General features: G+C 68.8%; 16 protein-coding genes. 4 read left to right on the forward strand and 12 right to left on the reverse strand.

Features of this window, described 5'->3' with window-relative positions; genetic code table 11:
• Positions 1–198: 198 nt before the first annotated feature.
• Positions 199–420: a hypothetical protein gene (locus tag AB0N17_RS41930; RefSeq protein ID WP_366016945.1), complete on the reverse strand. Its 222-nt coding sequence runs from the start codon at positions 418–420 to the stop codon at positions 199–201.
• Between the two features lie 363 nt (positions 421–783).
• Here AB0N17_RS41930 and AB0N17_RS41935 point away from each other — a divergent pair, with 363 nt between their 5' ends.
• Positions 784–2,889 (forward strand): ATP-binding protein, encoded by a 2,106-nt coding sequence (locus AB0N17_RS41935; protein WP_366016946.1) that lies wholly within the window; start codon positions 784–786, stop codon positions 2,887–2,889.
• Positions 2,890–2,971: 82 nt separating this feature from the next.
• On the opposite strand, the gene AB0N17_RS41940 is transcribed toward AB0N17_RS41935, so the two are convergent.
• The 11 genes from AB0N17_RS41940 to AB0N17_RS41990 form a co-directional block, all read right to left on the reverse strand.
• Positions 2,972–4,096 carry a hypothetical protein gene (locus AB0N17_RS41940; RefSeq protein WP_366016947.1) on the reverse strand — a complete coding sequence of 375 codons (1,125 nt, stop codon included), beginning with the start codon at positions 4,094–4,096 and terminating at the stop codon, positions 2,972–2,974.
• A gap of 260 nt (positions 4,097–4,356) precedes the next feature.
• Complete coding sequence (locus AB0N17_RS41945) at positions 4,357–6,639, reverse strand: hypothetical protein (protein ID WP_366016948.1); 2,283 nt, start codon at positions 6,637–6,639, stop codon at positions 4,357–4,359.
• Positions 6,640–6,724: 85 nt separating this feature from the next.
• Positions 6,725–7,192 carry a hypothetical protein gene (locus AB0N17_RS41950; protein WP_366016949.1) on the reverse strand — a complete coding sequence of 156 codons (468 nt, stop codon included), beginning with the start codon at positions 7,190–7,192 and terminating at the stop codon, positions 6,725–6,727.
• A gap of 24 nt (positions 7,193–7,216) precedes the next feature.
• The gene (locus AB0N17_RS41955; protein ID WP_366016950.1) at positions 7,217–7,693 is read right to left on the reverse strand and encodes a hypothetical protein; all 477 of its coding nucleotides are present in this window, start codon (positions 7,691–7,693) and stop codon (positions 7,217–7,219) included.
• On the reverse strand, positions 7,690–7,875 hold the full coding sequence (locus AB0N17_RS41960; RefSeq protein WP_366016951.1) for a hypothetical protein: 186 nt from the start codon (positions 7,873–7,875) through the stop codon (positions 7,690–7,692). The genes AB0N17_RS41955 and AB0N17_RS41960 overlap by 4 nt, the downstream gene beginning before the upstream one ends.
• A gap of 90 nt (positions 7,876–7,965) precedes the next feature.
• Complete coding sequence (locus AB0N17_RS41965) at positions 7,966–9,675, reverse strand: DUF2637 domain-containing protein (protein ID WP_366016978.1); 1,710 nt, start codon at positions 9,673–9,675, stop codon at positions 7,966–7,968.
• A gap of 50 nt (positions 9,676–9,725) precedes the next feature.
• The gene (locus AB0N17_RS41970; RefSeq protein WP_366016952.1) at positions 9,726–10,001 is read right to left on the reverse strand and encodes a hypothetical protein; all 276 of its coding nucleotides are present in this window, start codon (positions 9,999–10,001) and stop codon (positions 9,726–9,728) included.
• Positions 10,002–10,163: 162 nt separating this feature from the next.
• Positions 10,164–10,361: a hypothetical protein gene (locus AB0N17_RS41975; protein ID WP_366016953.1), complete on the reverse strand. Its 198-nt coding sequence runs from the start codon at positions 10,359–10,361 to the stop codon at positions 10,164–10,166.
• Entirely contained in the window at positions 10,358–10,534 is a 177-nt protein-coding gene (locus tag AB0N17_RS41980; protein WP_366016954.1) for a hypothetical protein, read from the reverse strand. The genes AB0N17_RS41975 and AB0N17_RS41980 overlap by 4 nt, the downstream gene beginning before the upstream one ends.
• A complete protein-coding gene (locus AB0N17_RS41985; RefSeq protein ID WP_366016955.1) occupies positions 10,531–10,695 on the reverse strand; it encodes a hypothetical protein in 165 nt (54 codons plus the stop codon). Before AB0N17_RS41985 ends, AB0N17_RS41980 begins: the two co-directional genes overlap by 4 nt.
• Positions 10,686–10,841: a hypothetical protein gene (locus AB0N17_RS41990; RefSeq protein ID WP_366016956.1), complete on the reverse strand. Its 156-nt coding sequence runs from the start codon at positions 10,839–10,841 to the stop codon at positions 10,686–10,688. Before AB0N17_RS41990 ends, AB0N17_RS41985 begins: the two co-directional genes overlap by 10 nt.
• 191 nt (positions 10,842–11,032) lie before the next feature.
• Here AB0N17_RS41990 and AB0N17_RS41995 point away from each other — a divergent pair, with 191 nt between their 5' ends.
• The 3 genes from AB0N17_RS41995 to AB0N17_RS42005 all read left to right on the forward strand — a co-directional run bounded on the left by AB0N17_RS41995 (position 11,033) and on the right by AB0N17_RS42005 (position 12,174).
• Positions 11,033–11,308, forward strand: a complete 276-nt coding sequence (locus tag AB0N17_RS41995; RefSeq protein ID WP_366016957.1) for a hypothetical protein — start codon at positions 11,033–11,035, stop codon at positions 11,306–11,308.
• Positions 11,309–11,351: 43 nt separating this feature from the next.
• The gene (locus tag AB0N17_RS42000) at positions 11,352–11,651 is read left to right on the forward strand and encodes a helix-turn-helix transcriptional regulator (protein WP_366016958.1); all 300 of its coding nucleotides are present in this window, start codon (positions 11,352–11,354) and stop codon (positions 11,649–11,651) included.
• Between the two features lie 202 nt (positions 11,652–11,853).
• A complete protein-coding gene (locus AB0N17_RS42005; RefSeq protein ID WP_361220886.1) occupies positions 11,854–12,174 on the forward strand; it encodes a hypothetical protein in 321 nt (106 codons plus the stop codon).
• The last annotated feature ends 112 nt before the right edge of the window (positions 12,175–12,286 follow it).

Below are 12,286 nucleotides of genomic sequence, written 5' to 3' on the forward strand. Positions count from 1 at the left end.
CCTTGCAGCTACAGTATGCAGCCACGAGGGGGCCCGTGTCTACCCCCTCCGCAAGATCAAGTCAACGCTACAGAACGTGACGTGCGACCCGTCCGCCCCTCACAGACTGGTCTACACCACACAGGAAAGCCAAAAGACCAGGAATCGAGAGAATGGCGAGTGCGGAGCGAATACCAAAACCGCAAAAATGCCTGTCGCTCATTCGCCTCTATCGGAGATCTCCTTTGCAATATCTCTGAACTCACCAGAAGCCTCAACCAGTCCGGCCAAAACGGAAAGTAGATTCTCCGGGGTTGGGTTCTTTTGAAATGGCGTATCGGGACCGGTAAGCATCTCTAGCTTCATCCGAATGTCGCCCACGTGACGAGTAAGCCTTTCGCGGAGAACTTCGTCACTCTCGGGGAGTTGCGCTTTATCCACTCGCGTGATCTTAGCCGCATCTCCCGCCTTCTCCGGGAGGCCGGTGATTCTCTCGGGTGTGTTTCTGACGGAGGATTCGGTGACGTCCGATCAAGGCCTCTGAATCGGTGCTGTGTTCGAGGGGTCTCGGGCGCGCTGGGGGTGGTCTCATGTCGACTTGTAGTCGTCTCACGCGCGCCTCGGATGATCTCGGGCGCGTGGGTGTCGGCCTCGGGCGCGCTCGGTACTGAGATTACTGAGGGCACTGCATTTACTGAATCTCAGTAGGTGCAGTGCCCTCAGTCTCTGGCGCGTTTTATGGGCGGCCGAAGCGTCCCAAGTCGCCTATAAATTGGCAGCGCGAGACGACAGAGGGAGACGGGGATGGACAGCGAGCAGCACGGCCAGGAGCAGCGCGGGGTGCCGCGCGCGGACGCGACCCCACCGCCGCCTCCTGCGCTCCCGCCGCGGCCGCCGGCTCCGCCTGGTGCGGCGGCTCATCCGCTGGTCACGTGGTTGCGGATGCCTCGGCCCAAGGCGGGCCCGGGTATCTGGCGTGCTGGGCACAAGCCGCGCGCGGCCGAGGAGCCCGACCGGGTGCCGACGCGGCAACTCCTCGTCGGCGCGGGGGTGTCGGCGCTGGTGGGGTGGCTGTTGTGGTCGCTGCTGTGGAACGGCTACCTGGGCCAATACTGGATCTGGCCCCTGATCCTGATCACTCCTGACGGCCAGTTCCAATCGACGTACTTCGTGATCGCCTCCTGGACGTACTACGCGGTCGTGCTCGGGATCGTCGTGGTGTTCTTCGGGCGCCTCGGGGGGTGGCCTGAGCTGCTACGTCGTGCGCGGGCCGCCGTACGGCAGGCCAACGCCACGGCGGCGGCCGCCGAGGGCGCACCGCCGCCTCCGCCTGAGTCCGATCCGGCCCTGTGGCCCCAGCTCCGGGCAGACGGCGCGGTTGCGGCGGCGGACGCCCTCGCCGCCGAGCTGCGCGAGGGCCGCATGACGGACGTCGACTATGTCCGGATTGACCACGCGTGGCGGACCGGTCGGGCGCGGGCCGAGATCACGGAGGAGGTACGGACGCGCGGCGCTGCTGCCTGTGCTCACGGGTCGGGCGCGCGTGATCTTCCGGCCCGTGCGGCGCGGCATGACCTCCCGCTGCGTCAGGTGCGGATCGGGTCGGCGGCCGACTCCCCGCGCAACCCGTACGCCTACCGAGGGGCGGGGATCGCCCTCGATCCGGCGGTGTTGGGTACGTCGGCGGTGGTGGTCGGCCCGTCGGGGCGGGAGCCGTCCGAGGGCATCGTGGGGCCGGTGATCGAGTCGCTGTGTCTTCAGGCCCTCGCGGGGCAGGCCGCGGTGGTCGCCGTGACGTCGTCCGGCTCCGCAGCGCCCCAGAACCGCGCCTTTGACGTGGTGCTGCGGGCGGGTGACCCGAGCATCGCGCACGGCCTCGACCTGTACGCCGGCCTGGACGACGCGGACGAGGCGGCCGCGGTGCTCGCCGAGGCCCTGGTGGGCGACCTCGCCGAGGCCGGCCGCGACGACCGTTGGGCCGCTACGGCTCTCGCGCAGCTCCTCGGGCCGTGGCGTGCGGTGCACGACCGGTTCCCCGGCGTCGACGAGCTGCGCGACCTCCTGGACGACGAGGCCGCACGCGCCGCTCTGCGGGCCGCTCTGGACGAGCGGGAGGCAACCGCCCACCTGCGGGAGTTGGACGCGTTCGAGCGGCGCTCAGCGGCTCCTGGGGGCCCTGCGGAGACGTTGTCCACCCGCGTGGCGCTGTTGGACCGGCCGGCCTTCCACTCCTTCCTCGCCGCGCCGGGGTTGGGGAGCGCGGCCGGCGACCGGTCGGTGTTCTCGCTGCAACACCTTGATAGGCCGGTCCGGGTGCGTATTGATCTGCCGGAGCGGGTGCACGCGGACGCCTCGCGAATCCTCGCGCGCCTGGTGCTCGCGCAATTCACCGTGTGGGCGACGTCCCGCCGAGATCAGTCCGTGTTCGCGTTCCTCGTTCTTGAGGACGCTGTCCAGACCGTCACGCCTCATTCCCTGCGCGGGCTGCAAAGTCTCCGGCGGAGCAATGCGGGTGTGTTGTTTTCCCTGCGGAACCTGAGCGATATCCCCGAGGGTCTGAGGGATCACCTATTGGCGGCGGTGGGTTGCCGTGTCGCGTGTGTGGGTGTGAGTTCGTGGGATGCGCAGCATTTCGCGACGGCGTGGGGCACTGAGTGGGTGGAAACAGAAATGGTCACTCACCGGCAGGTGCGCGCCGAGCATCCCGGGACGAAGGTTTGGCACGCAGTGCGGAAAATGGTCACCGGTCAGCATGTGACAACCAAATCGGTCACCATGCGCCGCGAGGAGCGGCAACGGTGGTCGTCGTCGGAATTGGCGAACGAACTGCAAACCGGTCACGCCGTTATTTCGCTGACGGCGGTGAGCGGTGAGCGCATGCCGCCGATACTGACCAAGTTGGGCGGATAAGGAATCCGCATAAACGGAAGGGGCCTGCGGTGGTGACCGCAGGCCCCTTTGCCGTTTCCGTATACGGCATGCGCGGGTGGTGTCAGTTGCCGTCTTTCTTCTTCGGCTGCTTTCCGGTTCCGCGGCTGCCGTGAGTCGACATTCCGTCACGGACGCCGTTTACGCCGTTGATCTTCCCGCCGCCTTGTCCGCCGGAGCGGCCTCGGTTGCCGTCGCTGCGTCCGCCGTGCGTCTGGATTCCTTGGGCGACGATTCCGGCGGCGGAGCCTGTCACCTTTAGGGCGCCGCGTCCGGCTGCCGCTCCGGCTCGTACGGCGAGGCCTGCCTTAATGTCATCCCCGTATCCGGGCACGAATCGGAAGATGGCGATACCCGCCCCGATAGCGATGATGACGACGGCGTTTCCGGCGACGATCACTGTTCCCGGGTCCGACCCCTGCCCCTGAGTGAAAACGTCGGCGATTCCAAGGGCAATCACGATGACCGGCTTCAGCAGGATGACGGCGACCATGACGCCCGCCCACATGCGGACCTTGCCCCACAAGTCGCGGTCGACAAGCGCCGTATAGACCACGACGGCGAGGAGCGCGCCGAGGTAGAGGGCCGCCGCCCGCAGAACGAGTTCGATGCCGAGGAGGCCGGCCGCAATCATCGTCACCAGGGAAACGACGATCAGCATGATCGGGCCGCCGCCGATAATGTCCCCATCACGGCGCAGGACTTCTGTCAGCGTCTTGAAGAGCGCCGGCATGCTGCCGTCGGAACCGGTCACGGCGTTGGTGACCGAGTCGACCGCGCTCACGACGACTTGCAGTGTGAGCGGCGTGAAGGCCGAGGCGATCACGGTGAGCCAGAGGAACCCGACCGCCTCACCGAACGCGGTGGGGAGCGGCACCCCGCGCATGGCGCGCTTGGCGACTGCGATGAGCCACAGAACGAGGGTCAGCACCGTGGAGGCCGCGAACACGATCGCGTACTGCTGGAGGAACTTGACGCTCGTGAAGTCGACGGTGGCGGACCCATCGAGGGCGTGCCCGACCCGTTCGACCGTCCAGGCCGCGCCCCGGGCGAACGAGTGGGCGAGTGAGCTGAGCGGATCAAGGGCCGCGGTCGGGTCGGTCGGGGTGGTGGACTTGCCCTGGCACGCGTCCCGGGCGAGGCCGACGACGTTCGCGCACGGGTCGGGGGACGGCTCGGCAAGCTGCATCTGTGTGGCCTCCTGGTGGGGTTCGTCTGATGGTCTCAGGCCCTCGGGTGGGGGCGGAGCGATTCGGACGGGCGCCGTTCGGCCGATCAGGACCGGACGCCCCCGTTCAGACGCCCCAGAGGGCCGGTTCCGGCGGGAAACGGGGGGTGCCGCTACCTGATTGGATTGATTGGTTTCCGCAGGTCAGCATTGGTTTCGTGATTGGCTGCCCATTGACGCTGACTGACGCCGTGAGCCAGTCAACGCCAATGGGCAGCCAGTCAGGAATCGTCCTCGGAGTCGTCCGAGTCGTCGCCCGAAGAGACGTCCGCAAGGGCCTGTTCCACCTCGGCCCCGTAGTAGCCGCGGGGGTCCCCCTCAAGCTCGGTGTTCCGCTTCGAGGCCAGCTTGACGCCCGCGTTGCGCAGCTCCTTCGAGAGGGCCTTGCCCAACTCCGTCAGCCGCCCCTTGTCGTCGCGGTCGTCCCAGCGGCCCCACTTCGCCGCGTCGTCCTTCTTGAGGTAGGCGTGGACTTGATCGAGGGTCAGGAACTCCGCGTCGTCCTCCTGGACGAACGCCTCAGCGATGACGAGGAGGACGTGCGGCACGTCCGGCTCGTCGTCGTCCCCGCCGACGACAGGAGCGGACCCGGCGGCCGCCGCCAGGAGCTTGCGCCACTCCTTGATCATGCCCGCCTCGGTCAGCGTGTGCGTGACGTCGGGCAGGCCGGCCGCCGCGCGCTCCGCACCGATCCGTGCGGCGTACTCGGACGTGATCTCCCGGAACTTGTAGCGCACCGGTCGTTTGGGCATTCCAGGGAGGCCCTGAGCGTAGATCTGTCCGGCGTCGCCGACCTCGGTGTGGGTCGCGGGCTGAAGCAGATCGGCGCGGTAACCCTCGCCAATCGAGCCACCCCCGAGAAGTTCGGTGACGTCAACCCTGCGGCATGCCCCGAGAATCTTGCCCGGCATTTTCGGCCCGATAGCGTCGCCCAAATAGTCCTTGGTTCCCCACTGGGAAAAGCCCTCGAACCAGACGCCCTCTTTACGGCCGATGATGATTGCCCTGATGAGCTTCTTCTTATTCTTCTCGGAAAGCTGCGGCCATTCGTCCATGTGCACGACGAACGCGGGGTGTTCGGGGCTCATCCGCCATTTGTTGCCCCACCCGTGCGCCTTGCGCTGGCGGGCGCGGGCCGAGCACAGCTTGATCAGGAAGTCCAGGACGTTGCCGATCAGCGCCTGATCCATGCAGGCGTCAAGCGTGATGGCGGGGCCGAGGTCCCCGACACCGGACCCGGCGGGGTCCAGGTTGATCAAGACGGCGTCCCGGGTGGACGTGATGGCCTCGGCCAGTGCGAGGGCGATCCCGGACTTACCGCTACCGGTGTCGCCCACCATGATCAGCATCAGTCCGGCGAGGCTGAACGCGAGTTCGCTCCCGTCCATGCCCACACCGAAGTCAAAGTGATCAACGATCGAGGTAGACAGCGGCGCCCGGTACGGGACGGCGCCCACCAACTCGGGCGTGAACGGGTCGCGCATGACCAGACGCAGCGTGCACGTGTCGCCGAACTCCGGGTCGGCCTCGATGAGGAGGCCGGCGCGGCGCAGGCGCCAAGCGGTGATCAGCCGCCTGTACGTCTTCTCCTCGTTCAGGTCGTCCGGCGATCCGTCGCGGAACCGCACACGGACCGACCACCCCCACGGCTCGCGGCGCCCGTCGGTGACGGCCGCGAGGTCGCCGCCAACTGCGGTGATGACCCGCCGCACCGCCTCCTCTGCCTCCTCCGCGGTGGCGACGTCGGCGATCGGGTACTGGCGGGGCTCCTCCGGGTCGACGGCGCCCGCGGCGGCGCCGGCCTGCGAGGGCAGGGCGAGTTCGGTGCGGGCGAGGAGGCGTTCCGGGACGGGACGCTGCGTCAGGGTGGGGGGCTGCCGACCGAGCCACCACAGGACGGCCACGCCGACGGGGAGCACCAGGAGCAAGAGCTGAGGGGCCCGTACGAGGAGCAGACCGAGGAGGCCGATCACGACCAGGAGCGCGACGAACCGGCGCGTGCTGCCCGCGCGGCGGGCGCGCTTGATCTGGTCGGCGGTCGGCTGGACGGGGACGAACTCCGTCTTCATCAGGTCTTTCAGTGCAGCCGAGCGGTTCTTGCGCTGGTCCCGGAGGATCTTGACCTCCTGGCGCTGCTCCGGCGTCCACCCCTCTTCCGCCCCGATGCGTTCGAGTCGGGTGATGCGCTTGTGGACGTCGTCCAGCTCCTCGCGGGCGGTCTCGCGTACCTCGTCGTACGCCGCGAGTTGGCGCTGGACGAGGAGCCGGCGGAACTCCTCGTCGGACTGGTGACCGGTGCTGAGGGTGTGCCGCACGCTCGCCCCGACGTTGCGGGCGCCGCGCCCAATCCGGGTCATGGTCGTACGGCCGAGGCCTGCGGCGGCGGTGCTCTCGCCGTCGGCGGTCTCGGCCGGCTCCTCGGCTGCCTCGGGCGCGGCCGCGGCGGGGGCCTCGGCTGATGTGGGCTCTTTTTCCAGGTCAATGGGGGTGGTGTCGTCGCTCATCTCGCGTCTCCGGCGCCTTGTTCGAGGAGGGAAGGGCGCGGCCCGGACGGGGTCTCCGTCCGGGCCGGGCGGGGGGGTCGGTCGGTCAGCTGAAAAACGTCTGCTGAATCCCGACTTCACCGATCCAGTTGATGAGCGGAGTAATCGTGACGGCGCCGAGGAACGGGCCGAGGGTCAAGCCGCAAGGGGCGCCCCAGGTGAGTTCCTTCTTCGGCTTGCGCTTCGCACTCTTGTAGATGACGACGAACAGCACGATCAGACCGAGCATGATCACCGCGCCGAACGGGGTGAGGGTGCCAAATTCCGCCGGACGCGAGATTTCTACGTGTTGTGCTCCGGTGCCCTTTTCGAGGGCGACGTCACCGGCCTTTCCGACTCCGTTTCGGGCCCAGTTCATGATGGTGCCGATGACTCCGCCCGCGCAGGCTCCCGCCGCCGCAAAGGAAACCGCCGAAAGTCCGAACGGCATCAGATCGGACCAATTGCGGGACTTGCTCTTGAAGTAGAACCATCCCACCCGCGCGATCAGGATGAGGAATCCGACGGTGAACATTCCGAGAGTTACGGTGCGCATTTCTTAGCCCCCTACGAGCACTTTGCCGAGTCCGAAGATGATTGCCACGGGTGCGTAGTACGCGAGTCCCACCGGCAGGCCCCAGGTAAGGAGCCGAGTCGCTTTGCGCTCTACGCGCAGGTGCCATCCGCCGATGACGATGAATCCGAGGAACGTCATTCCGGCGGCGGTCCCGAAATCGAAGCGCTGCGACGCGAGAAACAGCGTGTACGCCGGTCCGACGGTCCACAGCGAGTCCACGAACGCCCGCCCGTTGTCGCTGCGCTTCCGCATCTGGGTCAGCCACGTGAAGTCCCAGTTCGACTCCTCGGGCGGCGCGGCCGGCGTCATCGCGTCGCGCATGTACTCGGCCGCGTACCGCAGGTCAGCCGCCGCGTCCGTCAGGGCCTCGCGCTCCTCCTGGCGGTCGTCGTCGCCGGAGTCCGCGCCCGTGGCCTTGACGCTCCACCACGGCTGATCGTCGCTGTCGCTGCTGCTCACTGTGCCCTCCCTGCCGCGGCCGCCCCGACACCCAGGACCCGCCACAGGTACGCGCGCACGCGCAGCTCGTCACCGCCGAGGGCCAGCCACGGCCGAGCGGGGGCCGGAGCGTTCGTCCACTGGTGCCGGATGGGGGGAAGGGTGACGCGGCAACTGCCGGTGTCCGTCGTACGTGGGGTCATACTGGATCTGCCTCTCTGGTGACGCGCTGTCAGTTCTGGGAGGGAGGTCCGGCGGGGGCCCAATCCCCCGCCGGACCCGTCACGGAGCGATCACGTCCCGTGAGAGTAGGCGGCCGCCTGGTGGAGCGGATCGGCGCGGTAGTCGTAGCCGGAGGCGATCAGCCGCGCCGCTTCGGCCTGGTAGCCGGAGGCGGTCCCGTTGGCGACGTTGAACGCCTCCTCGATCCGGGCCAGGGGCAGCCGCAGGGCCTCCCCGTCCGCCTCCGCGAGGATCATCCGGGCGACGCGACGAATCGTGCGCTCCCGCTGGCTCAGGCCCGCCGCGTCCTCGGCAGCGAGGGCGGACAGTTCGGCGCGCGCTGCGGCCTCACGGTCCTCGAACTCCTTACGTAGGGCGGCGGCCGCCGCCGCCTTGTCCTCGGCCGCGCGCCGCGCCGTGCGCTGCGCCTCGGCCTCGATGTCGACGGCCCGCTTCTGCCCGTCGGCGACCTCCTGACGGCGGCGGAGGTTCTGCTGCTCGATCGCAAGGGCCGCCTTGTCGTCCTCGGCCGCCTTGAGGCGGGCCGCCGCCGTGCGGGCGGACTCCTCGGCTTCCTCCTCGGCCGCCGCGCGGCGCTGCGCCTCGGTCGCCGTCCGCTCAGCGTGGCTGCGCTGGGCAGCCGCCTCGATGCCGGCGGTGTCGGCGGCCGCCGCCGCGCGGTGCACTGCCGCCTTGGTCTCGCCCTCAACGGTCGCTTCCAGTGCGTCCAGCTCACCCTTCGCCCTGATCTCGGCAGCCTTGGCCGCGAGTTGGGCCATTTTGTCGGCGTGCTCGCGCTCACGGCGGTCGGCCGCCTCCTGGTGGGCGAGGGCCTGTTCGGCGCGCTCACGGTCGGCACGGCGCTTCTGCTCACGGGCGCGCATCTTGTCCGGCAGGGCCAACGCCTCTTCCGCCGTGACGCCGTAGGGGGCGAGGAGATCGGGGAGGCGGTCCAGCACGGTCACCATGTCGTGCTCGTTGAACTCCTTGTCGCCCTCGGCCGCCTTGCGGCGGGCGCCCTCGATCTCCTCGCGGTACTGAATCCACACGCGGTAAATGGCCAGCTCACGGCGCATCTTCCGGGCCTCGGAGTACGACATCGGATGGGTCTTGGCGGTGCGGAACACCCACCATGTGGTTCCGAAGCGCAGGAGCCAGTCCGCGAGGGTGAGACCGCGCTCGCCCGACTCCAGCCGCGCGGTGCGGGTGATCAGGTGACGCGCCGCCTCGGTCAGCAGCACGTACGCCGCCGGCATTGCGGCGTGCGCGAGGAGACGCCCCGGGTCGGTGCTCGCGACCTCCCACACTCCGGGACGCCCCGGCGCGCTGTCGGCGGCCGCGAGGATGTTGAGGAGGATGGTCACGGCGGTGGTGGCGTGCGCGGCGACCAACAGCATGGGCTTGGGCATCCGGCGCCACGCCAGAACGAGCGAGATTGAGTAGAGCGCCACGATCAGGCCGTCCACGCCGATCGGGAACGCGTACGACCCCTTCGAGCCGAAGCCCCATCCGCGCGCCGCGTCAACGAGCGCGTGATAGCTGAGGGCGAACCCCACGCCGGCGACGACCAACCCGGCGAGGATCGCGACGATCGCGACGGCCCACATGATCATGGCGAGTCGGCGGCGCGGCGCGGCCGGCGTCTCCGGCTCCGGGGTGTTCTCGGTGCCGGCCTCGATGGCGCGGCCGGTACCGTCCGCCCCGGCGGCCGGCGCCTCGATGGCGGCGGGCTCCGGCTCCGGCGGACGCCCGGGAGCGGCCTCGGTGCGCGGGTCGGTCATGGTGGTCACGTGCTCTCCTCTGTCGTGCTGAGGGGTGGTCGGGGCGGGGATCACAGGGTCTCGGGGTCCTCGGTCGTGTAGATGTGCCAGTACGGCTCCGGCACCTCGCCGTCGCGCATGACCAACGCCTCGGCCCGGTACTCGCGGGCGTGCCCACGGGCGATCTGAGCGGCCCGCGCCGCGCACATCCGGGTGTACTCGCTGCGCGAGGGGTCAGCGGCGACGAGTTCGCCGTCACGGGCGCCCGCGTCGGCGCGAATCGCCAACCGGTCCCATTCATCTGCCCACTCGGTCAGCCGCGCCCGGGTGATCAACTCGGGTTCCACTGGCGTCCTCTCCTGGTCGGTCTGGTCGGTGTCGGTGTCCCGGGCCGGAGTTGATCCGGCAGCCTCGCGCCGTGTTCCGGGACTGTCACGCGGTGGCTCCGTCCGCCCATCCTGCGGCGGGTGCGCTTCCGGTGACGAGGGGGTTTCAGTGGGGCGTGCGGGTCAGCGCCTCCGGCCGAAGATCGAACGGCGACCGCCGCCGCTCCCTACGCCACGCGAAAACCCGTGGGTGGCATCCGAGTTGGCCCAGCCCTGCCGGTCCGCCTCGGTGGCGGTCTTGGCGGGCTTGCCCATGGTGTCGCCCCCGCCGCCGTGCTGGCGGACGTCGGACCACAGGAACGCCAGGGGGTTGCGCTTCATCGACGGAACCCCCGAGTCGTCGTGGTGATCCCGGTCTGTGCACTGGTGCTCGTGAGGCCGCGCTGCACGCTCGCGTTCCCCGCGTCCACCGTCTGCTTGGACTTGGTCTTGGGCTCGGGGGCCGGGGCCTGAAGGCCGCTCAGGTACTCCTCGACGGTCTTCGTCTTCTTCACCGGGCCTCCCGCGGCTCACCGTTGCGGGGGGTGCCGGGAACCGGCTTGTCCTCGACGGGGTACCAGCCACCACGGCTCGGGCGGTACTCGGTCGGCGTGCCCTTGTCGGCGTGCGGGCCGCCGGGCGCGGTGCTGATCGGCTTGCGATCCCTCAGACCCACGACACGCCCCCGATCATCGGGGCGGGGGTGGTGGGGGCGGTCTCGGGCTCCAACTCGAAACCGCGGCGGTCGTCGTCGCCCACCAGGCGCTCAACGAGGTCTTGCACGGGCGCGCTGGTGGGCGCGCTGACGATACGATCCGTCACGGATCGCACCTCCTTTGTCTGCATCAAAGGCGGTCGGTCAAGGCCCTCGGCACGGGTTGCTCCAACAACCCATGGGTGCTCCAACACCCAGTCGGGGGCCGCCCTCGTTTCCGGGGCTGCACCACCATGACACAAAAAACACCGGCGGTGCAACCAGGACACTGCCAGTGTTTTTCGCTATGCTCTGCCGCGTGACCGAGATCCCAGAAGAGCAGCAGGCGGCCGCGCTACGCGCCGTCAAAGACGCAGGCGAGCGACGGGCGGCGCTGCTGAAGCAGGCCGAGGAGATCCTGACGAAGGAGATCAAGCCTGCGGCCGTGAACGCGGCCCGCCTCGGTGCCGGCCGGAGCCGCATCCGCCAACTCGCGGGCGTCGGCCCTAGCGTGCTCTACCGCTGGTTGACCGAGGCCGGCCTCCCGGTAAGAGAGAAGAGCGCGCCGGCCCGCAAGGGGAAGCGCTCTTCCTGAACGCCCGTATGCGCCCAGTTCATATTTCATGGGAGTTGCCCATATGCCCAGTACAGCGGGCTATTTACGGCTCACCGTGGCGGCCCTGATGTTCGCGACCGGCGAGACTCAGGCTGACCTCGCGCGCGGCCTCCGACTGAGTCAGGGACAGGTGTCCCGCAAACAGTCCGGCGGCATGAAGGGGTCATGCTGGAGTCTTGACGATCTCGACAAGCTGTCGGCCCACTACGGCATCCCCGTACCGGAGTTGCTGCGGGGTGCCGATCACGCGGTGAGCCAACTCCCCGCCGCGCGCCGCACCGCGTGCATCGGCGGCACCCAGACGACGATCACCCCCAGGTGATCCGCTTTCTGTTGCACAGGGAGTAGGCTCATCTGCACCACTAGTGCAAAATCTGGATCGCACAACATGATCCAGAAATGCGAAACGGCCCCTGTGGTTGGTCGCCGGGGGGCCGCTCGCGCTGCTATCGCTTCGGGTCAGCATACCGGGCGCGTGCGTCTTGCGCCTAGTAGCGGTTCGGGGCAGGAAGGACATTCTGCCTATGTCGGACAATGCGCCCCCCGAGGGGCTAGCCCATGAGGGTCCCCGCGGCTTCTCCATGACCCCCGGTTGGGTCGTGAAGAGGGCGTTCAAAGACGTTTGGCTCTACGACTGGTTGCGCGCCAGGTACGGCGGGCTTGATGCCATCTTCCCGGGAATCGACACGATCGCGGCGGAGTTCGGAGTGAGCCGGTCAACGGTGGAACGCACGATCCGCCGCCTGGTCGCTGCGAAGTGCATGGAAGTCCGCCCCCGGTACCTGGACGACGGGTCGCAGACCACCAACCTGTACGTGACGAAGTTTGACGAACCGACCGACTGACCAACGGCGCGTTCACGAGGGGCCCTGGCGGGCGCCTTCCAGGAGCCGGTGCGGCAGGCGACCGGCGGGCGCGGGGTCGACCTGGTCCTGGACCCCGTCGGCGGTGACACCC

Source organism: Streptomyces sp. NPDC051133 (assembly GCF_040682635.1).
Lineage (GTDB): Bacteria > Actinomycetota > Actinomycetes > Streptomycetales > Streptomycetaceae > Streptomyces.